The following is a 24,763-nucleotide window of genomic DNA, read 5'->3' as shown; positions in this document are numbered from 1 at the left end:
GGCCGAATCGCGTCGGTGGTATTCATGCATGTCCGTATGGATGAAACATATAGCCAGAGGGTGCCCGTCACTCGCGAAAGGCGCGCTTTGCGTGTCTTTGGCGTGTCGCGGTCGTGATGCGACCGAGGCTGGCTGCCCTCCGACCTTGCTTCGGTGTGGAGGTGCCAACCCAACGCCAACAATCACGCGAGGCCTGGGCGGACCCCCAAGAATTCACCCTACAGTGGCCACGTGGGTTTGGCGGGGGGCTTTGCATGGCCCGGCGGATCCGTGCTGCTCGACGGCGGCTTGGCCACCGAGCTCGAAGCGCGCGGCCATGACCTGTCCGACCCGTTGTGGTCGGCGAGGCTGCTCGCGGACGCCCCGCAGGCCATCGCCGCCGTGCACGCCGCCTACTTCCGCGCCGGTGCCACGATCGCGACGACGGCCAGCTACCAGGCGTCGTTCGAGGGGTTCGCCGCCCGCGGGTTCGACCGCGGGGAGACCGCCGGGCTGCTGCGCCGCAGCGTCGAGCTCGCCAAGGCGGCGCGGGACGAATCGGGCGGCGGCGGGCTGCTCGTCGCCGCCTCGGTCGGGCCGTACGGCGCGGCGCTGGCCGACGGATCGGAGTACCGCGGCCGCTACGGTCTGTCGGTCGCGGCCCTGACGCGATGGCATCGACCACGGCTGGAGACCCTCGCCGACGCCGGCGCGGACCTGCTGGCGTGCGAAACCGTGCCCGACGTCGACGAGGCGCAGGCGCTGGTCGAGCTGGTGCGCTCGGTCGGGAAGCCGGCCTGGCTGAGCTACACCATCGACGGCGACCGGACCCGCGCCGGGCAGCCACTGGCCGACGCGTTCGCGGTGGCGGCCGGCGTCGACGAGATCGTCGCGGTCGGGGTGAACTGCTGCGCGCCCGACGACGTGTTGCCCGCGATCGCGCACGCCGCGGCCGTCGGGAAGCCCGTCATCGTCTACCCGAACAGCGGTGAACGCTGGGACGCGTTGCGGCACAGGTGGATCGGGCCGTCGCGGTTCAGCACCGACCTGGCGGCCCAGTGGACCGCGGCCGGGGCCCGCATCGTCGGCGGCTGCTGCCGGGTCGGGCCCGCCGAGATCGCCGACCTTCGCCGAAACCGCTAGGCGGTCTGCGCCGAAAGCTTCCGGTACTCCAGCACGGTGTCGATGATCCCGTAGTCCTTGGCCTCGTCGGCGGTCAGGATCTTGTCCCGGTCGGTGTCCTTGCGGACCGTCGCGGCGTCCTTACCGGTGTGGCGGGCCAGCGTGGTCTCCATCAGCGTGCGCATCCGCTCGATCTCGGCGGCCTGGATCTCCAGATCGGAGAACTGCCCCTGGATCACGCCCTGCAACGAGGGCTGGTGGATGAGCACCCGGGCGTTGGGCAGCGCCATCCGCTTGCCCGGCGTCCCGGCGGCCAGCAACACCGCCGCCGCCGAGGCGGCCTGACCCAGGCACACCGTCTGGATGTCCGCGCGCACGTACTGCATGGTGTCGTAAATCGCCATCAGCGAGGTGAATCCGCCACCGGGCGAGTTGATGTACATGGTGATGTCACGGTCGGGGTCCAGCGACTCCAGCACCAGCAGCTGGGCCATGATGTCGTTCGCCGACGCGTCGTCGACCTGCACGCCGAGGAAGATGATGCGCTCCTCGAACAGCTTGTTGTACGGGTTGGACTCCTTGACACCGAAGCTGGAGTGCTCGATGAACGAGGGCAGGATGTAGCGCGCCTGGGGCTGGGTTTCGGGGTTCACTGGGCTTCTCCATTGCTGATGTGGGCGGCGCGGGTGATGATGTGGTCGACGAAGCCGTATTCCAGGGCCTCCTGCGCGGTGAACCAGCGGTCGCGATCGGAGTCCGCCTCGATGCGCTCGATCGACTGTCCGGTGAATTCGGCGTTGAGCCGGAACATTTCCTTCTTGATCACGTGGAACTGCTCGGCCTGGATGGCGATATCGGCCGCGCTTCCGGTCACCCCGCCGAGCGGCTGGTGCATCAGTATGCGGGCGTGCGGCAAGGCGTACCGCTTGCCCTTGGTCCCGGCGGCCAACAGGAACTCACCCATCGAGGCGGCCATCCCCATCGCGTAGGTGGCGATGTCACACGGCGCCAGCACCATGGTGTCGTAGATCGCCATTCCGGCGCTGATCGATCCGCCCGGCGAATTGATGTACAGCGAAATGTCCTTGGTGGCGTCCTCGGCGGCGAGCAGCAGAATCTGCGCGCACAGCCGATTGGCGATTTCGTCGCTCACCTCCGAACCCAGGAAGATGATGCGCTCGGACAGCAAGCGCTCATAGACCGAGTCCGTGAGGTTGAGACCCTGCGAGTTTGAACGCATGTCAGTCACGACTGGGTTACCTGCTTTCTCGAGATCCGTATTCACGACACTAACCAACCGAGCCCACTGTTTCGCGGCCACGCACCCCTGAAACGGGCACGTTCGCTCACAGCGTCATGGCGCGGTCACTTCCCGGCGTCGGCCTCATCGGGTTCGCCGGCGTCGCCCGAGTCCTCGTCGGCCTCGCCATCCGAATCGTCGGCCTTCTCCGCCTCGCCAGCCGGCTCGGCCGCGTCGGCCTCCGCGCGCTTGCCGAAGAATTCACTGGTGTCGATGGCGTTTCCGGCGGTATCGGTGACGGTCGCCGCCCGGATCACCTCCGCGATGGCCAGCGCCCGCCGCACATCGGCGAACATGGCCGGCAGCTGGTTGTTCTCCTGGAGGTAGGCCAGCAGCTGCTGGGGCTCGATGCCGTATTGCCGCGACGTCGCCACCAGGCGCTCGGTCAGGTCCTCCTGGCCGACCTGGACCTCCAGGTCGTCGGCCAGGGCGTCGAGCAGCAGCTGCCGCTTCACGTCCGTCTCGGCGGCGGTGCGCGTCTCGGTCTCGAACTCGTCGCGGGACTTGCCCTGCTGAGCCAGCACTTCCTCGAACTTGGACTCGTCGTGGTCGAGGCTGTGCAGAGCGTTGTGCAAGGCGCTGTCGACCTGGGCCTTGACGATGGCTTCCGGCAGCGGCACCTCCACCTGCTCGAGCAGCGTGTCGAGGGCGGCCTCGCGAATGTTCTCGGCCTGCTGGGCGCGCTTGGTGCGGCCGACCTGCTCGCGCAGGTTGGACTTCAGCTCCTCGATGGTGTCGAACTCGCTGGCCAGTTGCGCGAACTCGTCGTCGGGCTCGGGCAATTCACGTTCCTTGATCGACTTGACCGTGACGGTCACCTGGGCGTCCTTGCCCGCGTGTTCGCCGGTCGCCAGCTGCGCGGTGAACTCCTTGGGCTCGTCCACGGACAGACCGATCAGCGCCTCGTCCAGGCCCGCGATCAGCCGGCCCGAGCCGACCTCGTGGGACAGGCCCTGCGCCGCCGCGCCCGGGATCTCTTCACCGTCGATGGTGGCCGACAGGTCGATCGAGACGAAGTCTCCGTCGGCGACCGGCCGGTCCACCCCGGTCAGGGTGCCGAATCGAGCACGCAGCGACTGCAGTTCGGCGTCCACGTCCTCGTCGCTGACCTCGATCGGGTCCACCGAGACCTTGAGCGCGCCGGGGTCCGGCAAGGTCAGCTTGGGGCGGACGTCCACCTCGGCGGTGAAGGCCAGCTCCTCGCCGTACTCCTTCTTGGTGACCTCGATCTCGGGCTGGCCCAGCGGGTGCACCTCCGATTCGGCGACGGCCTGCCCGTACCGCGCGGGCAGCGCCTCGCTCACCACCTGGTCGAGCATCGCCTCGCGGCCGAAGCGCGCCTCCAGCAACTTCGCCGGCGCCTTGCCCGGCCGGAAGCCGGGCAGTCGCACCTGCCGGGCCAGCTCCTTGTAGGCACGCTGGAAGTCGGGCTCGAGTTCCGAGAAAGGGACCTCCACGTTGATGCGCACCCGGGTGGGGCTCAACTGCTCGACGGTGCTCTTCACGGGTGTGCTCCTCAGTGCTCGTTCTGTGCTCGTTGTTGGCGGTCGGTGGGTCGTGCGCATGGCACGGGGCCGGTCGTGCTGGTCGGGGTGACAGGATTTGAACCTGCGGCCTTCCGCTCCCAAAGCGGATGCGCTACCAAGCTGCGCTACACCCCGCGCTGACCTCGATGATCCTAAGGCCCCTGAAACACCGGGTTGGCCACGGGCTTCGCAGCGACGTCGCAGACCTCACGGAGCGATCACAAAACCGAGTCGATTAGATTTGATCTTCGTCGCCAGCTACAGTCACGCTCGACTAAATACATGCGGGCGTAGCTCAATGGTAGAGCCCTAGTCTTCCAAACTAGCTACGCGGGTTCGATTCCCGTCGCCCGCTCGGGCTAACTATCTGCTCGATGAAAGGCGCCATGAGCGACCTGCAGACCGACGCGTCAATCCACGGGTCATGCGCCTCGGACTTTGCCGGAGTTCGCGCCGCGTTCGACCGCAATTTCACGCTGGGCAGTGAAGTCGGTGCCGCCGTCGCGGTGTGGGTCGACGGATCGCTGGTCGTCAACCTGTGGGGTGGCTGGGCCGACGCGGCCCGCACCCGGCCCTGGCGGCAGAACACCCTCACCACCGTGTTGTCCGGCACCAAGGGCCTGTCGGCCACCTGCGTGCACCAACTCGCCGACCGCGGCGAGCTGGACCTGCAGGCCCCGGTCGCGCACTACTGGCCGGAGTTCGCCCAGGCGGGCAAACAAGACATCACGCTGGCGATGGTGATGAGCCACCGATCGGGGGTGATCGGCCCGCGCACCCGGATGCGGTGGGAGCAGGTCGCCGACTGGGACTACGTCTGCGAACAGCTGGCCGCCGCCGAGCCGTGGTGGGAGCCGGGCACCGCGCAGGGCTACCACATGACGACCTTCGGTTTCATCATGGGCGAGGTGTTCCGCCGGGTGACGGGCCGGACCATCGGCCAATACCTGCGCACCGAGATCGCCGAACCGTTCGGCGCCGACGTCCACATCGGGTTGCCGCTGCGCGAGCAGCACCGCTGCGCCGAGCGGGTCAACAAGCCGCACGCCCGCGACCTGCTGGCCGACGCGAACGCCCCCGGCTACCCCACCAGCCTGGCCGAGCACCCCAAGGCGGGGCTGTCCATTTCGATGGGGTTCGCCCCCGACGACGAACTCGGCTCGCACGACCTGAACCTGTGGCGCGAACTCGAGTTTCCCGGCACCAACGGGCAGGTCTCGGCGCTGGGATTGGCGACGTTCTACAACGCGCTCGCCCAGGAGAAGGTGCTCAGCCGCGAGCACATGGACCTGGTGCGGGTCTGCCAGGGCGGGCTGGACACCGACCTGGTGCTGGGCCCGCGGGTCGCCGACCACGGCTGGGGCCTGGGCTACATGCTCAACCAGCGCTGCGTCAACGGGCCCAACCCGCGGATCTTCGGCCACGGCGGGCTGGGCGGCTCGTTCGGGTTCGTCGATCTGGAGCACCGCATCGGCTACGCGTATGTGGCCAATCACTTCGACCCCACCAAGGCGAACGCCGACCCGCGCAGCCTGGTGCTGTCGAACGAGGTCTACTCCGTGCTGGGAGTCATCCAGCGCTGAAACGCAAACGCGCCCGGCCGGATACCGGCAGGGCGCGTTTGGGTTGCGTGACGCAGCGGATCAGGGGTGCCAGCCCGGAGGCGGCGGCGGTCCCCACGGGCCGGGATGCGGAGGAGGCGGCGGCCCCCACGGACCAGGACCGCCAGGGCCCCCGGGGCCCCAACCCTCACGGTGCCAGTCATGGCAGCCGTTCCAGTCCCAGTTGTCGCCCCAGCCCGGGTCCCAGTACTCACCCGGACACCACTGCGGGAAGGGCCCGGGGTGAGCCTGCGCCTCGGTTGCGACGCCCAAGCCCGCCAAACCCAGCCCGCCGATTGCGAGAGCCGTTGCGGCCAAACGTGGAAGAGTTTTCACGAGAACACTCTTACCCGCATCGATCCTTTGGCTAAACAATAGCCGCCAGTGTTTCGAGCTGAGAGTTTCCTGCCAATCCGCATGCCACTCCCCCGGGCTGGGCTCTGCGCGGGGCCCCGCGGGCTCAGTTCTGGCAGGTCGGGCACCAGAAGACGTTCCGCCCCTCCAGCACCGTCGTGCGGATCGGGTCACCGGATACCCGGCAGGGCTCGCCGGCCCGCCGGTAGACGTAGGTGCGGGGTCGATCGGGCCGGTACGACGGCGCGCCATGGTCGTGTTCGGGTCGCACCACGATGATCTTCCCGCGACGCAATCCGACCTTCATCAGCGCGACCAGATCGGTCCAGGCCGCCTCGAACTCGTCCTCGCCGACGTCGCGGCCGGGCCGGAACGGGTCGATCCGGTGCCGGAAAAGCAGCTCGCTGCGGTAGACGTTGCCCACGCCGGCCATCACCGTCTGATCCATCAGCAGCGCGCCAATTGGCCTGCGGGACTTGGCAATCCGCTTCCACGCCCACGACGGATCGGCGTCGCTGCGCAGCGGGTCGGGGCCCAGCCTGGCCAGCACATCGCTGACCTGGCCCTCGTCGATGACCTCGCACACGGTCGGGCCGCGCAGGTCGGTGCCGTAGCCGGCGCCGATCATGCGCATCCGCACCTGCCCGGTCGCCTCGGGAAACAGGCCGTCGGCGGGACGTTCCCATTCGGTGAAGGCGCCGTACAGGCCCAGGTGCACGTGCACGATCGGGCCGCCGGCGTAGTGGTGGAACAAGTGTTTGCCCCATGCGCTGGTGCGCTGCAACACCCGGCCGTGGACCATCGCGGCCGAATCAGCGAAGCGGCCCTGCGGGCTGGACACCGCGACGGGGGCGCCGGCGTAGCGGCGTTGGTGCAGCCGGGCCAGCCGGTGCAGGGTATGCCCTTCGGGCACGCGCAGACCTTTCCGGCGTCAGCCCGCCGCGCCGGGTACCGGCGGGGCGTGGTGGGTGCGTTCGTATTCGGCGAGTATGTCGATACGCCGTTGGTGGCGTTCGGCTTTCGACCACGGCGTGGTCAAGAAGGCGTCGACGATGGCCAGGGCCTCGGCCACCGTGTGCATCCGACCGCCGATGCCGATCAGTTGGGCGTTGTTGTGCTCACGGGCCAGCGACGCCGTTTCGACGCTCCAGGCCAGCGCGCAGCGGGCGCCGGGCACCTTGTTGGCGGCGATCTGCTCGCCGTTGCCCGACCCGCCGAGCACGATGCCCAGGCTGTCCGGGTCGGCCACCGTGCGCGTCGCCGCCGCGATGCAGAAGGCCGGGTAATCGTCTTCGGCGTCGTAGCTGAAGGCGCCGCAATCGATCGGCTCGTGCCCGGATTTCTCGAGGTGCTCGATGATCTGCTGCTTGAGCTCGAATCCGGCGTGGTCAGAGCCGAGGTAGACGCGCATGACCGCAATCCTTACACAGCGACCCGCCGGGCCGGCGGCGGCGATCGCAGTGGATCGCCGCCCAACCGGTCTAGTCGAATTCGGGCTTCTCGGTGCGGCTGCGCTTGAGCTCGAAGAAGTGCGGGTAGGACGCGAAGGTGACCGAGGCGTCCCACAGCTTGCCCGCTTCCTCACCGCGCGGAATCTTGGACAGCACCGGTCCGAAGAACGCCACATCGTTGACGTGGATGGTCGGCGTGCCGACGTCGTCGCCCACCGGGTCCATGCCGGCATGGTGGCTCTTGCGCAGCGCCGCGTCGTACTCCTCGCTGTTCGCGGCCTCCGCCAACTCGGCCGGCAGGCCGACGTCGTCGAGCGCCAGCTTGATCACGTCATCCAGATCTTTGTTGCCCTCGTTGTGGATCCGGGTCCCCATCGCGGTGTACAGCGGCGCGAGCACCTCGGCGCCGTGGGCCTGCTCGGCGGCGATCGCAACCCGCACCGGGCCGAACGCCTTCACCATCCGTTCGCGGTATTCCTCGGGCAGACCCTCGCGGTTCTCGTTGAGCACCGCCAGGCTCATCACGTGGAAGTTCACGTCGATGTCGCGGACCTTTTCCACCTCGAGGATCCAGCGCGAGGTGATCCAGGCCCACGGACACAGCGGATCGAACCAGAAATCGGCCTTGTTCTTCGCGGCGGCGGTGTCAGGCATGGCGGATCCTCTCGTGAAGTTGAAAGTCTGATCTGCACAACCGTAGGCCTCTGCATCCTGTTCCCGGTTTGCCCGACCCGTAAGTTGGACACGTGGCACTCCCGAATCTCACCCGCGAACAAGCCGTCGAGCGCGCCTCGCTGATCACCGTCGCCAGCTATCAGATCGACCTCGACGTCACCGACGGCTCCGGCGCTCCCGGCGAACGGACCTTCCGCTCGATCACCACGGTGGTGTTCGACGCGCTGGCCGGCGCCGACTCGGTCATCGACATCGCCGCCGACACCATCCGCGGCGCCACGCTCAACGGGCGGGATCTGGACGTGTCCGGGTACGACGAGTCGACCGGTATCCCCCTGCGCGGGCTGGCCGACCGCAACGTCGTCGTGGTCGACGCGGACTGCCTGTACTCCAACACCGGTGAGGGTCTGCATCGGTTCGTCGACCCGGTCGACAACGAGACCTACCTGTACTCTCAGTTCGAAACCGCCGACGCTAAGCGCATGTTCGCCTGCTTCGACCAGCCCGACATGAAGGCGACGTTCGACGTGCGGGTGACCGCGCCCGCGCACTGGAAGGTGATCTCCAACGGCGCGACGGTGTCGGTGAACGACGGCCTGCACACCTTCGCCACCACGCCGCGGATGAGTACGTACCTGGTCGCGTTGATCGCCGGCCCGTACGCCGAGTGGAACGACTCCTACGCCGACGAGCATGGCGAGATCCCGCTGGGCATCTTCTGCCGGTCCTCGCTGGCCAAACACATGGACGCCGACCGGCTGTTCACCCAGACCAAGCAGGGTTTCGGCTTCTACCACAAGAACTTTGGCCTGCCCTACGCGTTCGGGAAGTACGACCAGCTGTTCGTCCCCGAATTCAACGCCGGCGCAATGGAAAACGCGGGCGCGGTGACGTTCCTCGAGGACTACGTGTTTCGCAGCAAGGTCACCCGGGCGTCCTATGAGCGGCGCGCCGAGACCGTGCTGCACGAGATGGCGCACATGTGGTTCGGCGACCTGGTCACCATGGCCTGGTGGGACGACCTGTGGCTGAACGAGTCGTTCGCGACCTTCGCGTCGGTGCTATGCCAAAGCGAGGCAACCGAATTCACCGAGGCATGGACGACGTTCGCGACGGTCGAGAAGTCGTGGGCCTACCGCCAGGATCAGTTGCCGTCCACGCATCCGATCGCCGCCGACATCCCCGACCTGGCCGCCGTCGAGGTGAACTTCGATGGCATCACCTACGCCAAGGGCGCCTCGGTGCTCAAGCAGTTGGTCGCCTACGTCGGGCTGGAACACTTCCTGGCCGGGCTGCGCGACTACTTCCGCGCCCACGCCTTCGGCAATGCCACGTTCGACGATCTGGTCGCCGCGCTGGAGCAGGCGTCCGGGCGTGACCTGTCCGACTGGGGTCAGCAGTGGCTGAAGACGACCGGGCTCAACACGTTGCGCCCGGAGTTCGACGTCGACGCCGACGGCAAGTTCACCCGGTTCGCGGTGACCCAGAGCGGCGCCGCCCCGGGCGCCGGCGAGACCCGGGTGCACCGACTGGCGGTCGGAATCTACGACGACAGCGATTCCAGCGGGGCCGGGAAGCTGGTGCGGGTGCACCGCGAGGAACTCGACGTCGAGGGTCCTGTCACGGAAGTCCCTGCGCTGGTTGGTGTTTCGCGGGGCAAGCTGGTGCTGGTCAACGACGACGACCTGACGTACTGCTCGTTGCGGCTGGACGCCGAGTCGCTGCGCACCGCGCTGGAGCGCATCGCCGACATCGCCGAGCCGCTGCCGCGGTCGCTGGTCTGGTCGGCCGCCTGGGAGATGACGCGCGAGGCCGAACTGCGAGCCCGCGACTTCGTGGCGCTGGTGACGGGCGGCGTGCACGCCGAATCCGAGGTCGGGGTGGCGCAGCGGCTGCTGCTGCAGGCCCAGACCGCGCTGACGTCATACGCCGAGCCGGGTTGGGCGCGCGAGCACGGCTGGCCGCAGTTCGCCGACCGGCTGCTGGAGCTGGCGCGCGGCGCGCAGCCGGGCTCGGATCACCAGCTGGCGTTCGTCAACACGCTGTGCTCGTCGGTACTGTCGGCCGGCCATCTCGAAACGCTGGCGGACCTGCTGGACCGCGAGCCCGCCGAGTTGGGGCTGGCCGGCCTCGAAGTCGACACGGACCTGCGGTGGCGGATTGTGACCGCGCTGGCCACCGCCGGCAGTGTCGACGCCGACGGGACCGCGACGCCGTTCATCGATGCCGAGATCCAGCGCGACCCGACCGCCGCCGGCAAGCGGCACGGCGCCCAGGCCGCGACGGCGCGACCGCAACTGGAGGTCAAGGAGGCGGCCTGGACAACGGTCGTGGAGGACGACACCCTGGCCAACATCACCGCCCGCTCGATCATCGCGGGCATCGCCCCGGCCGGGCAGGCCGAGTTGCTGAAGCCGTTCACCGCGCGCTATTTCGAAGCGGTCTCCGGGGTTTGGGCGCGCCGGTCCAGCGAGGTGGCCCAGACGGTGGTGATCGGCCTGTACCCGCACTGGGACATCAGCGAGGACGGCGTCGCGGCCGCCGACAGGTTCCTGTCCGACCCGGAGGTGCCGGCGGCGTTGCGCCGCCTGGTGCTCGAGGGCCAGGCCGGCGTGAAGCGATCGTTGCGCGCGCGCCGATTCGACGCCGGCGAGGGCTGAGCCCGACGGGTCAGGCGCGCGAAATCCCGGCGCTCAGCACGCGGATCGCGCTGACCAGGCCGTCGACCAGGTCGCCCCGCTCGAACGCCGAGGACGCGGCGGCCACACCCAACGGTGCGGCCGACTCGGCGCCGCGGCCGCGAACCTGCGTGCCGTAGACCACCTCGATGACCTTCTGGTCGGGTGAGACGGCCAGCAGCACCGCGTTGTCCGGCGTCGGCACGTCGGCAAGGATTTCGCGAGCCCGCGCGGCGGTGTCGTTGCCCAGGTCGCCCAGGTAGATCGCGAAACGCGTCTTGGACGCCCGGGAGCCGAACTTCAGCGCATCGTCGATGGCGACCAGGTCTTTGGTCGAGAACGGGAAATGCACCGACAGTTCCCCGGGCTCGGTGACACCGGAGATCCGTCCGCTGGTGGTGATGACCGAGCCGGGCGGCAGCTCGGTGGGTTCCCTCGTCGCTACCTCACCACGTGCCACTGGCGCCACCTCCGACTGAGAATTCCGACGTGCCGTGCCCGCCGTGGGCGTGGCCGACATCCTCGCCGGTGGCGGCCCACAGGATCGGCGGATGCGTCCATTCCTCGCCCAACTTGTAGGCCGCTGGGTGCGGTCCCTTGCGGGACCAGATCAGCACCGACAGCACAACCACCAGCAACAGCGGGATTCCGACGATGAACAGATGGACATGCATAGGACTCACGACGCAAACCGTATCCCACGAGGCCAACAACCGGCGCGACCGGACACCAGATTGGTGATCAGGCCGCGCCCTCGCCGAGATACCGGGCCCAGGCCGGATCCAGTTCCTTGACCGTCGACAGCAGCCGCCAGTGCTGCCCGGTGGGCGGCAGCGGCGGGCGGCGCAGCGCCCACCCGAGCTCGCTGAGCAGCTTGTCGCCCTTGCGGTGGTTACAGGTCGAGCAGCACGCGACGCAGTTCTCCCAGGAATGGTCGCCGCCGCGGCTGCGGGGAAGCACATGGTCGACGGTGTCCGCCTTCGCCCCGCAGTAGGCGCAGCAAAACCGGTCGCGGTGCATCAGCGCGGCGCGGGTCATCGGGACGCGCGCCCGGTACGGCACGCGGACGTAGGACCGCAGCTGGATCACCGAGGGCACCACGATCGATCTGGTCGCCGAGTGGATGACGGGGCCGGCCGGATCGTGGTGCACCACGTCGGCCTTTCCGCAGATCACCATCACGATCGCGCGGCGCATCGGCAGCGCCGTCAGCGGCTCGTAGGTGGAATTGAGCAGCAGCACCCGCCGGCGACTCCAGATGGACGAGCCCTCGGGGCGTGCGGGCGGATGGATCTCAACACTATGCAGCGACGACGCGGTTGCGGGTCCGGTTAACCCTGCCGCGGCTACCTGACTGCGGTGGCTGCGGCGTTTCTTGCCCTGCGCCATAGATCCTCCGCGAACAGTCCACCATGATTCGCCGCCAATCGCACCCCTATTGCAGGTGAACGCCGTGTCGATCCGATGAACACCAGGCATGGCGCCGGGCCGCCTCCGCTTGGCATCGCGAGGATGCACCACAATGGACGGCGATGGATCAGGTAGCAGAGTCCTTCTACGACGCGGTCGGCGGCGCCGAGACTTTTCACGCGATCGTCGCACGCTTTTACGCCCAGGTTCCCGAAGACGAGATCCTGCGTGAGCTGTATCCGCTGGACGACCTCGAGGGCGCCGAGGAACGCCTGCGGATGTTCCTCGAACAGTACTGGGGCGGCCCGCGCACCTACTCCGACCGGCGCGGACACCCCCGGCTGCGGATGCGTCACGTGCCGTTCCGGATCACTCCCCTGGCGCGTGACGCGTGGCTGCGGTGCATGCACACGGCCGTCGCGTCCATCGATTCGCAGACGCTTGACGACGAGCACCGCCGCGAGCTGCTCAACTACCTGGAAATGGCTGCCGACTCACTGGTCAACTCGCCCTTCTAGATAACCCGCAACCGAACGGAGCGCTATGAGCCCCGCAGCATGGTGGTCGAACGCGGTCTTTTACCAGGTCTATCCACGATCGTTCGCCGACAGCAACGGCGACGGCGTCGGCGACATCGACGGAATCGTCGCCCATCTGGATCATCTGGAGCGGCTGGGTGTGGACGCGATCTGGCTCAGCCCGGTCACCGTCTCGCCGATGGCCGACCACGGCTACGACGTCGCTGACCCGCGCGACATCGACCCGCTGTTCGGCGGCATGCCGGCGATCGACCGGCTGATCGCGGCGGCACACCAGCGGGGCATCAAGATCACCATGGACGTGGTGCCCAACCACACCAGCTCCGCGCACCCCTGGTTCCAGGCCGCGCTGGCCGCCGGTCCCGGCACCGACGCCCGGGAGCGCTACCACTTCCGCGACGGCAAGGGGCCCGACGGGGCGCTGCCGCCGAACAACTGGACGTCGGTCTTCGGCGGCTCGGCCTGGACGCGGGTGGTCGAGCCCGACGGCAATCCCGGCCAGTACTACCTGCACCTCTTCGACACCGAGCAGCCGGACCTGAACTGGGAGAACCCCGAGGTGTTCGAGGACTTCGCGACATCGCTGCGGTTCTGGCTGGACCGCGGCGTGGACGGCTTCCGCATCGACGTCGCGCACGGGATGGCCAAGCCGCCCGGCCTCCCCGACGCCAAGGACGACGTCAAGGTGTTGAGCCACACCGACGACGACCCGCGGTTCAACAACGCGGGCGTGCACGACATCCACCGCAAGATCCGCAAGGTCGTCGACGAGTATCCCGGGGCGGTGACCATCGGCGAGGTGTGGGTGATGGACAACCTGCTCTGGGCCGAGTACCTGCGGTCCGACGAACTGCATCTCGGGTTCAATTTCCGGCTGACCAAGATCGACTTCGACGCCGGCGAAATCCGTGACGCCATCGAGAACTCGCTTGCGGCCACCGCGATCTACGACGCCGTCCCGACCTGGACCCTGTCCAACCACGACGTGGACCGCGAGGTCACCCGCTACGGTGGCGGCGACGCCGGGCTGCGCAGGGCCCGGGCCATGGCGATGGCGATGCTCGCCCTGCCGGGCACCGTGTTCATCTACAACGGCGAGGAGCTCGGGCTGTCCGACGTGCTGGACCTGCCCGAGGAGGTGTTGCAGGACCCGACCTGGGAACGGTCCGGGCACACCGAGCGGGGCCGGGACAAGTGCCGGGTGCCGCTGCCGTGGTCGGGTGAGGAGCCCCCGTTCGGGTTCTCGTCCTCACCCGACACCTGGTTACCGATGCCGAAGGACTGGGCGGCGCTGACCGTCGAGAAGCAGAGCGACGACCCCGATTCCACCCTGTCGTTCTTCCGGCGGGCACTCGAATTGCGCAAGCGGCGTGTGGAATTCGATGGCGACACGATCGAGTGGCTGGACGCGTCGGACGACGTGGTGATCTTCCGGCGCCCCGGTGGGCTGATCTGCGCGCTCAACAGCGGCGAATCGCCGGTGCCGCTGCCGGCGGGCGAGCTGATCCTGGCCAGCGCGCCGCTGCTGGAGGGCAAACTGCCACCGGATTCGGCGGCCTGGCTGGCGTAGCCGGTTCGGGTCGCGCCGCCCCGGTCACGGTGAGCGTTTCGCGGCGGACTGCTCTATATGTTGTGCATGGCTTCCTACGAGTGGACAGTGATCGGTGCCGGACCCGCGGGCATCGCCGCGGTGGGAAGGCTGCTGGATCACGGAGTCGCGGCGGAACGGATCGCCTGGATCGATCCGGCCTTCGCTGCCGGCGACATCGGCCAGAAATGGCGGTCGGTCTCGAGCAACACCCACGTCGCGCTCTTTCTCGAATACTTCAACGGCTCCAAGGCATTTCGCTTCGCCGAGGCACCACCCATGCCGCTCAAGGAGATCGATCCGCAAGAGACGTGTGCGCTCGGCCTGGTCGCCGAACCCCTGGTGTGGATCACCGAGCAGCTGCGTGAGCAGGTCGACGCCCTCACGACCACCGCCGGCGCCCTGTTCTTGGAGAACAGGCGGTGGCGGATCCAGACGGGGCAGCGCGACATCCTCTCCACGAACGTGATCCTGGCCGTCGGCGCGGATCCCAAAAAACTCTGCCACCCCGGCCTCGACGAGATTCCGGTTCAGGTCGCCCTGGACCCCGAGAAGCTCGCCGCAGAACCGCTCGAGGGCGCGACGGTCGCCGTGTTCGGCTCGTCGCACTCGTCGATGATCGTGCTGCCGAACCTGCTGCGCCATCCCGTCAAACGCATCGTCAATTTCTATCAAAGCCCGCTGAAATACGCTGTCTACCTGGAAGATTGGATCCTATTCGACGACACGGGGCTCAAGGGCCGGGCGGCCGTCTGGGCGCGGGAGAACATCGACGGGGTGCTTCCCGACCGCCTGGAGAGGTGCTGGGTGTCGAGCCCGGAATTCGCCGAGAAATTGGCGCAGTGCGACCGCGTCGTCTACACCGTCGGCTTCGAACGCCGGAAGTTGCCCGAAACCCCGCAGTGGGGGCAGTTGGACTACAACCGCAGCAACGGCATCCTGGCGCCCGGCCTGTTCGGGGTCGGCATCGCGTTCCCCCAGTACGCCGAAGACCCGTACGGGTACGGGCAGTATCGCGTGGGCCTGAAGAAGTTCATGGACCATCTGGACGCCGTGCTGCCGCTGTGGCTGCGCTACGGCCCGTGATCCGCGCGACCGAACCCGGCCGGCGATCGCTTTAAACTCAGCCTGATCCGTTCGCCGAAATCGCTCCCGCCCGGCCGCGTCAGCCCAGCAGCAGCGCGGGATCGCCGCGGCGGCGATACACCGAACCGAACCGGGCATCCAGACGCAACCACGTCGGCAGTATCCGGACGCGGATCAATTCGTCGGCGTCGACCGCATCGGGTGACTGGGGCAGAAAACCCATCGCGGTCAACGCGAAAACGCAGCGCATGGGCAGGCCGACCTGCACGTCGGGCGCGCTGACCTGAATGACCTCCTGGTCCAGCAGCGACACCGGCGGGCCATGAGAACTGCTGTGCTCCTTGGCAAGCTGCGCACCGCGCTGCGCGAGGTCGAGCATCACCCGGGCCGGGATGTCCTCGAGGTGAGTGAAGCCCGATTCCGGCGGCAACGCACCCCGCCACGCCGAATCCATCGCGAAGCCGGGATCGACGTACCCCGTTTCATCCATCGCGGACAGGCCGCGCGCCAGCGCGTCCGCGCCCACCGACAGGTCGCCGGGCCGCACCTCCCCGACCACCACCCTGCTGGCCAGGACGTCGAAACCCGTTGCGACCCAAGCCGTCAGCAACCCGGGGGATCGAGTCCGGAATCGGATGATCGCGGCGTCGTCGAGCCGCAGCGCGCGATCGACGAACGCGGCCAGATCCGTGCGGTGGGCGTCCCGGGATTCGGCGCCCAGCCATAGTCCTCGGTCGGCTACCTGATCCACCGTTGCAGATACTCCCGATGTTGTGGCGAGAGGCGCACCAGCCGCTCCTCTTCGATGTGGACGGCGGCCAGTTGCGACTCGGCGATGACGGCGGGCTTCGACTCCGGATCCGCGTTGACCGAGCGCACCTCGTAGCCCAGCGTGAAGTCGACAGCCCGCAGCCGCTTGGTCCACATGGTCACCTGCAGCGGTGAATCCACCAGCCGCAGCTGACCTTTGTAGGTCACCTTGACCTCGGCGATGAGCAGCCCGATGGTCAAGATGTCGACCTCGAACGCCTCACGCAGGAACTGGACGCGCGCCTCCTCCAGGATCGTGACCATGGTGGCGTGGTTGACGTGCTGGTACATGTCGATGTCCGACCAGCGCACTGGCACGGGCGCGACGAAGCCGACGCTCAACTTGATGATCCTCTTCCACTGGTACGGGTCATGCGACGGATTTGGCGCGCGGCGACGGACAGCGTAGCGAGGTCCTTGTCCCCGCTTTCCTGGATCTCGATGAGCGTGCGGCGGGCCCGCTCGACCCTGGAGGCGCTCAGGTGTTCCCACTCGGCGATCTTCTCTTCGCCACTTTCATCCGGCTCGCCCACGGCGAGCACATCGAAGCACAGCGACCGCAGCGAAGCATAGATATCGTCACGAATCGCCAAGCGCGCCAAGGAGTGCCAGCGGTCCCGGCGGGGCAGTTCGGATACCGCCGTCAAGAGCCCGTCGGTGCCGAGCCGGTCCATGAGCGCGAAGTAGGTGTCGGCGACCTCGGCGGCGTCGATGTCGTTGATGTCACCGATGTCGATGATGTCGAGCAGGCTGAAGCGGTACAGCCCGGCCGCCACCGAATAGGCGAGGTCTTCGGGCGCGCCCTGGGAGGTGAATTCCGCGGCTTCCTTCTCCACGATGGCCTTGTCGTCGCCGCGCAGCCACTCGGACATGCGCGGCGTCAGCGCCTGGACCTTGGCGGCGAACCGGTTGATCTCGGCGCCGACCGCCAGCGGCTGCGGACGGTAATTGAGCAGCCAGCGCCCGGCGCGGTCGATCAGCCGCCGGGTGTCCAGCGTGAGCCGATCCGACAGTGCGACCGGCAGATTCGCCGCGCGGATGCGCCGCCAGGTCTCGCCGACCCCGAAGATGGCGTCGGTGGCGACGTAGGTGCGCACCGCGTCGACCGACCCGACGCCGACGTCCTCGACGATCCGGAAGGCGTAGCTGATACCGGCCGCGTCCACCAGGTCGTTGATCAGCATGGTGGTGACGATCTCGCGGCGCAGCTGATGGGTGCGGATCTCCGGAGTGAACCGTTCCCGCAACGGTTTCGGGAAGTACAGGGGCAGCCGGGAGGCGAACACGTCCTGTTCGGTCAACTCGGTCTCGAGCATCTCCTCCTTGAGCCCCAGCTTCACGTGCGCCATCAGGGTGCACATCTCCGGTGAGGTGAGCCCGATGCCGGCCTCGGCGCGGCGCGCGATCTCCTTCTCCGACGGCAGCGCTTCCAGTTCGCGGTGGATGCCGCGCTCGTCGACCAGGTACTGAATCAGCCTGGCGTGCACCGGCAGCAGGCTCGCCGCGTTCGCCCGGCTGGTGCCGATCAGGTCGTTCTGGTCGTCGTTGTCGGTGAGCACCAGCTGCGCGACCTCGTCGGTCATCGACTCCAGCAGCGGTTTGCGCTCCTCCGGCTTGACCTTGCCTGCGGTCACCAGCGAGTCGATCAGGATCTTGATGTTGACCTCGTGGTCCGAACAGTCCACACCGGCCGAATTGTCCATCGCGTCGGTGTTGATCCGCCCACCCGCCAAATCGAACTCGACGCGGCCCAGCGCGGTCACCCCGAGGTTGCCGCCCTCGCCGATCACCTTGGCGCGCACCTGGCTTCCGTTGACCCGGACCGGATCGTTGGCGCGGTCGCCGACGTCGGCGTCGGATTCGGACTCCGCCTTGATGTAGGTGCCGATGCCGCCGTTGAACAGCAGGTCCACCGGCGCCTGCAGGATCGCCTTGATCAGGTTGGGCGGCGTCATCTCGTCGACGTCGCCCTCGATGCCCAGCGCGTCGCGAACCTGCGGGCTGATCGGAATCGCCTTGTGCTCACGGCTGTACACGCCGCCGCCCTCGCTGATCAACGAGGTGTCGTAGTCCTCCCAGCTGGACCTCGGCAGGTCGAACATCCGTTGGCGTTCGTCCCACGAACGCGCGGCGTCGGGGTCGGGGTCCAGGAAGATGTGCCGGTGGTCGAAGGCGGCGAGCAGCCGGATGTGCTTGCTCAGCAACATGCCGTTGCCGAAGACGTCGCCGCTCATGTCGCCGATGCCGACCACGGTGAAGTCCTCGGTCTGCGTGTCGATGTCCATCTCCCGGAAGTGCCGTTTGACGGCCTCCCATGCGCCCTTGGCGGTGATGCCCATGGCCTTGTGGTCGTAGCCGACCGACCCGCCGGACGCGAAGGCGTCGCCCAGCCAGAATCCGTAGGACTTCGCGACGTCGTTGGCGATGTCGGAGAAGGTGGCGGTGCCCTTGTCCGCCGCTACCACCAGGTACGCGTCGTCGCCGTCGCGCCGGACGACTTCGGGTGGCGCGCTGACCTTTCCGGTCGCATGGTCGACGTTGTCGGTGACGTCGAGCAGGCCGGAGATGAACAGCTGATAACAGGCGACGCCCTCGGCGCGGCTGGCTTCGCGGTCGGCGGCCGCATCGCCGGTGGGCAGCGGCGGCCGCTTGAGGACGAACCCGCCCTTGGCGCCCACCGGCACGATAACGGCGTTCTTGACCGCCTGCGCCTTGACCAAACCCAGGATCTCGGTGCGGAAGTCGTCCCGACGGTCCGACCAGCGCAGGCCGCCGCGGGCCACCGGGCCGAACCGCAGGTGCACGCCCTCGACCCGGGGCGAGTAGACGAAGATCTCGTATTTGGGGCGCGGCAGCGGCAACTCGTCGACCAGCTGGGCGTCCAGCTTGATCGCCAACACGTTGCGGGCGCGGGCCGAACCCTCGCTCGTGACAAAGTAATTGGTCCGCAGCGTGGCCTGCACCAGCGAGGCGAAGGCACGCAGGATGCGGTCGGTGTCCAGACTCACCAGCGCGTCGATGTCGGCGGCGACCGCTCCGGCCGCGGCCTGCGCATCGCGGCTCGCCGAGGAATCGGGGTCGGGGTCGAACAGCGCCTCGAAGAGCGCGACGAGTGATCGTGCGGTCGACGGATGCTCGTTGAGCACCGATTCGATGTAGGACTGACTGTAGGGAAAGTTGGCCTGCCGCAAGTACTTTGCGTAGGCCCGCAACAGCACGACCTGCTGCCATCGAAGGCCCGCGCGCATCACCAGCTCGTTGAACCGGTCGATCTCGAGGCGGCCCTGCCAGATCGCGGTGACCGCGTCCGCGAACCGCTCGGCCATCGCGTCGCGCTCGTCCTGCGTCGAGGCCAGCCGGATGGTCGGATGGGGTGAGATCTTGAACTGATAGATCCACACCGGCAGCCCGTCGGGCCGGGTGACGGTGAACGGGCGCTCCTCGAGCACCACCACGCCCATGCTCTGCAGCATGGGCAGCAGCTGGCTCAGCGAGGCGGAGCGTCCGCCCATGAACCAGGTCAGCTGAGCGGACCCGTCCTCGGCCTCGATGAACACCAGCTTGACCGAGTTGTCTTGCAGCTCATTGATGATGGCGATGTGGTCGATCGCATCGGCCGGGGCGACGGCCTGCTTGTAGACCTCGGGGAAGGCGGCGGCGTAGTACTCGGCGTCGACGTGGCCCACGGCGCCGTCCGCGGCCGCGGCGACGAGCCGGTCGGCCCAGGTGCGCGCGGCCTCGCTCAGCAGCGCCTGAATGCGGACCCGGTTGCCTTCGGACACATCGACCGGCGCCCCGTCGGCGCCATCGGACGGCAGGCGGACCATGAAATGCATTAGCGCCCAAGGCGATTCGCTGACGCGAGCGGTGAATTCCAAACGGGTGCCGCCGAATTCGTGAACCAGGATGTCCTCGATCTGCAGCCGCACCGCCGTCGTGTAGCGGTCGCGGGGCAGATACACCAGGCAGGAAACGAAGTACTGCAGCCGGTCGGCGCGCAGGAACAGCAACGCGTTTCGCCGCGGTCCCAGGTCCACCACCGCTTTGGCCATCGCCAGGAGTCGTTCGGCGCTGAGCGTGAACAGCTCCGAGCGCGGCACGGTCTGGATGACGTCGAGCAGCAGCTGGCCGGGGTGGATCGGGTCACTGTCGGCCATCGCCAGCGCCTCGCGGACCCGGCGCGAAATCGTCGGGATTTCCAGGACGTCGGCGTTCATGGCGGCCACCGTGAACAACCCGACGAAGCGGTGCTCGATCACGGTGCCGTCCACGTATTCGCGGACCGCGATGGCGTACGGGTAGGCGCCGTAGCGCAGATAGCTGCCCACCACGGATTGGGCGAGCACCAGCAATCTGTCGTCGTCGGTCAACCGGGGGCGCGAACCGGTGCGGGTCCGCAGGACGCCGAGCCCGGGTGTCCCGTCGCCGGAGACCTGGCCGTCGTGTACATGGCAGCGCTGATAGCCGAGCAGCAAGAAATTGCCGTTGCCCAGCCAGCGCAGCAGCGCCGCGACGTCGTCGCGGTCCGGCGCGGAGAAGTGGTCGTCGGCGTTGGCTTCGACCCGTGCGGCCAGATCGTTGAGCGTGGCGATCAAATCCGACGCGTCACTGGCGACCTGTTGCACGTCGGCCAGCACCTTGGGCAGCAGCCGTTCGACTTCGGTGAGCCCCTTGCTGTCCACCGACGGCAGCAGCTGCACGTGGATCCACGCCTCGCCGGCGTATTGCGATGCGCCTTCGGCTTTGGCCTCGACGCGCTGCAGGTCGCCGCCGGGGCTGCGCTGCACCTCGAAGACCGGCGTCATGATGGCCGTGTACGGGACGCCGAGCCGGTGCAGCAGCACGGTGACCGAATCCATCAGCATGCCGCCGTGATCGGTGACGACCTGCAGGGCGGGCCCAAAGCCGGCGGGGTCGTCGGCCGGGTACACCGCGACACGGCTTTCGCCGTCGGGGCGGTGCAGGCCGAGGCGATAGTGCGCGCTGAGCATGGCCGGGGTCACGATCGCCGCCGGCAGGGTCAGGTCGATGGGCCTGGTTGCCGCTCCGCCCGGCTCGTCGCTGTGCGGGCCGCGATAGCTCTCTATGTAGGCCTTCGAAATCCACTCAGGGATGTCCTGCTGCCGGGTGAAGGTCGTCCACGGCTCGAGATCTTGTCTGGCTCCGGGATCGATCGTCATGCCGATAGCTCCCAACTGGCGACGGTTGTCAATGCGCTCGGTCGCCCCGTTCCGTGGCGGTCCGGGGCAGAGCTGACACTAGTCGCGCGTTAGCTTGCGGTGGGTCACTCTGTGCGGCCGTGCCGCTTCGGCACCGAGGCGTTCGATCTTGTTCTCCTCGTATGCACCGAAGTTGCCCTCGAACCAGAACCACTTGGCCTCGTTGTCGTCGTCGCCCTCCCACGCCAGGATGTGCGTGCAGGTGCGGTCCAGGAACCACCGGTCGTGCGAGATCACCACCGCGCAGCCGGGGAACTGCTCGAGGGCGTTCTCCAACGAACTGAGCGTCTCGACGTCGAGGTCGTTGGTGGGCTCGTCGAGCAGGATGAGGTTTCCGCCCTGCTTGAGCGTCAGCGCGAGGTTGAGCCTGTTGCGCTCGCCGCCGGAGAGCACGCCGGCCGGCTTCTGCTGGTCCGGTCCCTTGAACCCGAACGCGGACACGTAGGCCCGCGACGGGACCTCGGTCTGGCCGACGACGATGTGGTCCAGCCCGTCGGAGACGACCTCCCACACGTTCTTTTTGGGATCGATTCCGGCGCGGGTTTGGTCGACGTAGCTGAGCTTGACGGTCTCGCCGACCTTGACCGTGCCGCTGTCCGGCTGCTCGAGTCCGACGATGGTCTTGAACAGCGTGGTCTTACCGACCCCGTTGGGGCCGATGACGCCGACGATGCCGTTGCGCGGCAGGGTGAACGACAGATCCTTGATCAGGGTGCGGCCGTCGTAGCCCTTGTCCAGATGGTCGACCTCGACCACCACGTTGCCCAGCCGCGGGCCGACCGGGATCTGGATCTCCTCGAAGTCGAGCTTGCGCGTCTTCTCGGCCTCGGCGGCCATCTCCTCGTAGCGCTGCAGCCGCGCCTTGCCCTTGGCCTGGCGCGCCTTGGCGCCGGAGCGCACCCACGCCAGCTCCTCGGCCAGCCGCTTCTGCAGCTTGGCGTCCTTGCGGCCCTGCACCGCGATCCGCTCGGCCTTCTTCTCCAGGTACGTCGAGTAGTTGCCCTCGTACGGATAGGCGCGGCCGCGGTCCAGTTCCAGGATCCATTCGGCGACGTTGTCCAGGAAGTACCGGTCGTGGGTGACCGCCAGGATCGCGCCCGCGTAGGACGCGAGGTGCTGCTCGAGCCACTGCACACTCTCGGCGTCCAGGTGGTTGGTGGGCTCGTCGAGCAGCAGCAGGTCGGGCTTGGACAGCAGCAGCTTGCACAGCGCGACGCGGCGCCGTTCACCACCGGACAGGTTGGTCACCGGCTCGTCGGGCGGTGGGCAGCGCAGCGCGTCCATCGCCTGTTCCAGCTGCGAGTCGAGGTCCCACGCGTCGGCGTGGTCCAGCTCCTCCTGGAGTCGGCCCATCTCCTCCATCAACTCATCGGAGTAGTCGGTGGCCATCAACTCGGCGACCTCGTTGAAACGGTCGAGCTTGACCTTGATGTCGCCGAGGCCTTCTTCGACGTTGCCGCGAACGGTCTTCTCCTCGTTCAGCGGGGGCTCCTGCAGCAGGATGCCGACGGTCGCGTCGTTGGCCAAGAAGGCATCACCGTTGTTCGGCTTGTCCAGGCCCGCCATGATCCGCAAGACGCTCGACTTGCCGGCGCCGTTGGGGCCGACGACACCGATCTTGGCGCCTGGATAGAAGCTCAACGTGACGTCGTCCAGGATCACCTTGTCGCCGTGCGCCTTGCGGACCTTTTTCATCGTGTAGATGAACTCAGCCATGCCGCGGTTATGCCTTTCTGATTTGCGAAGTGATCTCGCGGACCATCCTAGGCATCGCCCGGCAGCGGCAGCCCCGCCGCTAAGCGGTCAGCGGCAGCGGGCCTGTGTCAGCCGACTCGACGCCAACGGCATCAGCGTCCTCACCAGCGGCGTCGGACGCATCCGCCGGCGGTGTGGCGGCATCGGGGGCCGCCGGACCGGTGTAGCCCGGGCGCTCGATGCGCACAATCGCACGGGACACGTCGGGCCCGACAGAGGTGGCGCGCATCTCCAGCGACGACCGGCGGTTGCCGTCGCGGTCCTCGTACTCGCTGGTGTACACGTGACCCACGACGATCACCGGCGCCCCCTTGCCCAGCGCGGCACCCACGCCGGTGACCAGCTTGCCCCAGCAATTGACGTTGATGAACAGCGAATTGCCGGGCTCCCAGCCGCCGTCAGCAGTGCGGCGACGGGAATTGCTGGCGACGCGGAACTTGATGACCTCCTGGTTGCCGACCTGTCGACGTTCGAGGTTGTTGACGATGTGACCGACCACGGTAAGCGGGGTTTCGAACATGGGTTGATCCCTTCTCGATTGCATTGGCTATGGCTGCCAGTAGGCGCGGTGCCACCGACGATCGCCGTAGCGACCGACGCGGAATCGGCCGTCGCTGTGCAAGAAACCGGGACTGTGGATCAGTCGGGATCGGCGGGGGCCTGGCCGGCACGCTTGGGCGTCTCGCCCTGCGCCAGCTGCGCCAGCATCGCGTTGTAGGCGACCAGCTCGGCGTCGTCGTCACGGTCCGCGGCCCGGTCCAGCCGCGTGGCGGTGCGGCGATCGCTGCGCGCCCACTGGATCAGCAGCGCGAGCATCACGATCACCAGCGGGAACTCCCCCGCCGACCAGGCGATGCCCCCACCCAGGTGCTGATCGCCCAGCAGATCGGTGTGCCAGCTCAGCCCGAGGGAGCGGTAGTAGTCGGCGCCGAGCACCTTCTTGGTGCCCATCAGCACCACCCCGAAGAAGGCGTGCAGCGGCAGCGACGCGAACACCACGGCCACCTTGGCCAGCGGTGGTATCGGTCGCGGCGTCGGGTCCACCCCGATCACCACCCAATAGAACAGGTAGCCGCTCAGCAGAAAGTGCAGGTTCATCGCCAGATGCCCGGCGTGGCTGCTCGCGGTGGTGTCGAAGAGGTTCGACAGGTAGAGCCCGTAGAACCCGGCGACGAACAGCACGGTGGCCACCACCGGGTTGGTGAGGAATCGGGAGACGCGGCTGTGCAGCGCGGCCAGCAGCCACTCCCGCATGCCCGGCGGGTCGTCGCGGCCGGCCGCCGGCAGGGCCCGCAATGCCAGGGTGACCGGGGCGCCGAGCACCAGCAGGATCGGGATCAGCATCGACAGGCACATGTGCACGACCATGTGCATGCTGAACATCGCCGGCATGTAGCGCCCGACGCCCGAGGACGTCACGAACAGCAACACCAGGCAGCCGAGCAGCCAGGAAACGGTTCGGCCCAGCGGCCACGAGTCGCCGCGACGGCGCAGCCGCACCAGGGCCGCCACATACAGCGCGGCGAAGACGAGGGCGGCGGAGCCGAAGATCAGGTCGAAGCGCCAGTCGAACAGGATGCGCGCCACGGTGGGCGGCCCGTCGAAGTCGTAACCGATCTCGGCTTCGGGGACCCACGGCAGCCGGGCCGGGGGTGGGGGCGGCGGGGTGC

At 67.9% G+C, this 24,763-nt stretch carries 21 protein-coding genes and 2 tRNA genes; 7 read left to right on the top strand and 16 right to left on the bottom strand.

The genetic code is table 11. The features are described 5' to 3' along the window. Nucleotides 1–231: 231 nt before the first annotated feature. Nucleotides 232–1,122 carry a homocysteine S-methyltransferase gene (mmuM, locus tag ACYQ8K_RS26585; RefSeq protein WP_459973789.1) on the top strand — a complete coding sequence of 297 codons (891 nt, stop codon included), beginning with the start codon at nucleotides 232–234 and terminating at the stop codon, nucleotides 1,120–1,122. Here the strand turns inward: mmuM and clpP2 are convergent. The 4 genes from clpP2 to ACYQ8K_RS26565 form a co-directional block, all read right to left on the bottom strand. Then, the gene (clpP2, locus tag ACYQ8K_RS26580) at nucleotides 1,119–1,754 is read right to left on the bottom strand and encodes an ATP-dependent CLP protease proteolytic subunit ClpP2 (RefSeq protein ID WP_065030767.1); all 636 of its coding nucleotides are present in this window, start codon (nucleotides 1,752–1,754) and stop codon (nucleotides 1,119–1,121) included. The genes mmuM and clpP2 overlap by 4 nt on opposite strands. Next, nucleotides 1,751–2,341 (bottom strand): ATP-dependent CLP protease proteolytic subunit ClpP1, encoded by a 591-nt coding sequence (gene clpP1 / locus ACYQ8K_RS26575; RefSeq protein ID WP_459973797.1) that lies wholly within the window; start codon nucleotides 2,339–2,341, stop codon nucleotides 1,751–1,753. Before clpP1 ends, clpP2 begins: the two co-directional genes overlap by 4 nt. Before the next feature lie 125 nt (nucleotides 2,342–2,466). Next, nucleotides 2,467–3,906 (bottom strand): trigger factor, encoded by a 1,440-nt coding sequence (tig, locus tag ACYQ8K_RS26570; protein ID WP_459973787.1) that lies wholly within the window; start codon nucleotides 3,904–3,906, stop codon nucleotides 2,467–2,469. A 79-nt stretch (nucleotides 3,907–3,985) separates the two neighbouring features. Further along, nucleotides 3,986–4,062: transfer RNA gene (locus ACYQ8K_RS26565), tRNA-Pro, on the bottom strand. Nucleotides 4,063–4,211: 149 nt separating this feature from the next. Here ACYQ8K_RS26565 and ACYQ8K_RS26560 point away from each other — a divergent pair. Then, nucleotides 4,212–4,282 (top strand) — tRNA-Gly (locus tag ACYQ8K_RS26560). Between the two features lie 31 nt (nucleotides 4,283–4,313). Continuing rightward, complete coding sequence (locus ACYQ8K_RS26555; protein WP_459973785.1) at nucleotides 4,314–5,510, top strand: serine hydrolase domain-containing protein; 1,197 nt, start codon at nucleotides 4,314–4,316, stop codon at nucleotides 5,508–5,510. A 478-nt stretch (nucleotides 5,511–5,988) separates the two neighbouring features. Here the strand turns inward: ACYQ8K_RS26555 and ACYQ8K_RS26550 are convergent, their stop codons facing one another. The 3 genes from ACYQ8K_RS26550 to ACYQ8K_RS26540 all read right to left on the bottom strand — a co-directional run bounded on the left by ACYQ8K_RS26550 (nucleotide 5,989) and on the right by ACYQ8K_RS26540 (nucleotide 7,987). After that, nucleotides 5,989–6,795, bottom strand: a complete 807-nt coding sequence (locus tag ACYQ8K_RS26550; RefSeq protein ID WP_459973783.1) for an Fpg/Nei family DNA glycosylase — start codon at nucleotides 6,793–6,795, stop codon at nucleotides 5,989–5,991. Between the two features lie 18 nt (nucleotides 6,796–6,813). Further along, a complete protein-coding gene (locus ACYQ8K_RS26545; protein WP_459973781.1) occupies nucleotides 6,814–7,293 on the bottom strand; it encodes a ribose-5-phosphate isomerase in 480 nt (159 codons plus the stop codon). Nucleotides 7,294–7,363: 70 nt separating this feature from the next. After that, a complete protein-coding gene (locus ACYQ8K_RS26540) occupies nucleotides 7,364–7,987 on the bottom strand; it encodes a mycothiol-dependent nitroreductase Rv2466c family protein (protein ID WP_459973779.1) in 624 nt (207 codons plus the stop codon). 92 nt (nucleotides 7,988–8,079) lie between these two features. Between ACYQ8K_RS26540 and pepN the strand changes: the two genes are divergently transcribed. Beyond that, the gene (pepN, locus tag ACYQ8K_RS26535; RefSeq protein ID WP_459973777.1) at nucleotides 8,080–10,668 is read left to right on the top strand and encodes an aminopeptidase N; all 2,589 of its coding nucleotides are present in this window, start codon (nucleotides 8,080–8,082) and stop codon (nucleotides 10,666–10,668) included. A 10-nt stretch (nucleotides 10,669–10,678) separates the two neighbouring features. Here the strand turns inward: pepN and ACYQ8K_RS26530 are convergent, their stop codons facing one another. From ACYQ8K_RS26530 to ACYQ8K_RS26520, 3 genes are all read right to left on the bottom strand, one after another. Then, nucleotides 10,679–11,146 carry a DUF5130 domain-containing protein gene (locus ACYQ8K_RS26530; RefSeq protein ID WP_459973775.1) on the bottom strand — a complete coding sequence of 156 codons (468 nt, stop codon included), beginning with the start codon at nucleotides 11,144–11,146 and terminating at the stop codon, nucleotides 10,679–10,681. Then, nucleotides 11,133–11,360 carry an aa3-type cytochrome oxidase subunit CtaJ gene (gene ctaJ / locus ACYQ8K_RS26525; RefSeq protein WP_459973795.1) on the bottom strand — a complete coding sequence of 76 codons (228 nt, stop codon included), beginning with the start codon at nucleotides 11,358–11,360 and terminating at the stop codon, nucleotides 11,133–11,135. Before ctaJ ends, ACYQ8K_RS26530 begins: the two co-directional genes overlap by 14 nt. A gap of 67 nt (nucleotides 11,361–11,427) precedes the next feature. Further along, on the bottom strand, nucleotides 11,428–12,075 hold the full coding sequence (locus ACYQ8K_RS26520; protein ID WP_459973773.1) for an HNH endonuclease: 648 nt from the start codon (nucleotides 12,073–12,075) through the stop codon (nucleotides 11,428–11,430). 143 nt (nucleotides 12,076–12,218) lie between these two features. Here ACYQ8K_RS26520 and ACYQ8K_RS26515 point away from each other — a divergent pair, with 143 nt between their 5' ends. From ACYQ8K_RS26515 to ACYQ8K_RS26505, 3 genes are all read left to right on the top strand, one after another. Further along, nucleotides 12,219–12,614 (top strand): globin, encoded by a 396-nt coding sequence (locus ACYQ8K_RS26515; RefSeq protein WP_007774129.1) that lies wholly within the window; start codon nucleotides 12,219–12,221, stop codon nucleotides 12,612–12,614. A gap of 25 nt (nucleotides 12,615–12,639) precedes the next feature. Then, a complete protein-coding gene (locus ACYQ8K_RS26510; RefSeq protein ID WP_459973771.1) occupies nucleotides 12,640–14,205 on the top strand; it encodes a glycoside hydrolase family 13 protein in 1,566 nt (521 codons plus the stop codon). A gap of 87 nt (nucleotides 14,206–14,292) precedes the next feature. Next, nucleotides 14,293–15,309 carry a pyridine nucleotide-disulfide oxidoreductase gene (locus ACYQ8K_RS26505; RefSeq protein WP_459973793.1) on the top strand — a complete coding sequence of 339 codons (1,017 nt, stop codon included), beginning with the start codon at nucleotides 14,293–14,295 and terminating at the stop codon, nucleotides 15,307–15,309. Between the two features lie 79 nt (nucleotides 15,310–15,388). On the opposite strand, the gene ACYQ8K_RS26500 is transcribed toward ACYQ8K_RS26505, so the two are convergent. The 6 genes from ACYQ8K_RS26500 to ACYQ8K_RS26475 all read right to left on the bottom strand — a co-directional run. Continuing rightward, nucleotides 15,389–16,060, bottom strand: coding sequence for a hypothetical protein (locus tag ACYQ8K_RS26500; protein ID WP_459973769.1), 672 nt, complete (start codon nucleotides 16,058–16,060; stop codon nucleotides 15,389–15,391). Beyond that, complete coding sequence (locus ACYQ8K_RS26495) at nucleotides 16,048–16,461, bottom strand: acyl-CoA thioesterase (protein WP_459973768.1); 414 nt, start codon at nucleotides 16,459–16,461, stop codon at nucleotides 16,048–16,050. Before ACYQ8K_RS26495 ends, ACYQ8K_RS26500 begins: the two co-directional genes overlap by 13 nt. Continuing rightward, the gene (locus ACYQ8K_RS26490) at nucleotides 16,458–21,299 is read right to left on the bottom strand and encodes an NAD-glutamate dehydrogenase (RefSeq protein WP_459973766.1); all 4,842 of its coding nucleotides are present in this window, start codon (nucleotides 21,297–21,299) and stop codon (nucleotides 16,458–16,460) included. The genes ACYQ8K_RS26495 and ACYQ8K_RS26490 overlap by 4 nt, the downstream gene beginning before the upstream one ends. Nucleotides 21,300–21,377: 78 nt before the next feature. Then, on the bottom strand, nucleotides 21,378–23,054 hold the full coding sequence (ettA, locus tag ACYQ8K_RS26485; RefSeq protein WP_459973765.1) for an energy-dependent translational throttle protein EttA: 1,677 nt from the start codon (nucleotides 23,052–23,054) through the stop codon (nucleotides 21,378–21,380). Nucleotides 23,055–23,133: 79 nt separating this feature from the next. After that, a complete protein-coding gene (locus ACYQ8K_RS26480) occupies nucleotides 23,134–23,613 on the bottom strand; it encodes a single-stranded DNA-binding protein (RefSeq protein ID WP_459973763.1) in 480 nt (159 codons plus the stop codon). A 119-nt stretch (nucleotides 23,614–23,732) separates the two neighbouring features. Next, a partial coding sequence (locus tag ACYQ8K_RS26475) for a cytochrome c oxidase assembly protein (protein WP_459973761.1) occupies nucleotides 23,733–24,763 on the bottom strand: 1,031 nt, incomplete at its 5' end.

The organism is Mycobacterium sp. MUNTM1 (assembly GCF_054660795.1).
The sequence above is the reverse complement of the archived record's forward strand: the minus strand, read 5'-3'. Positions and strand labels throughout refer to the sequence as shown.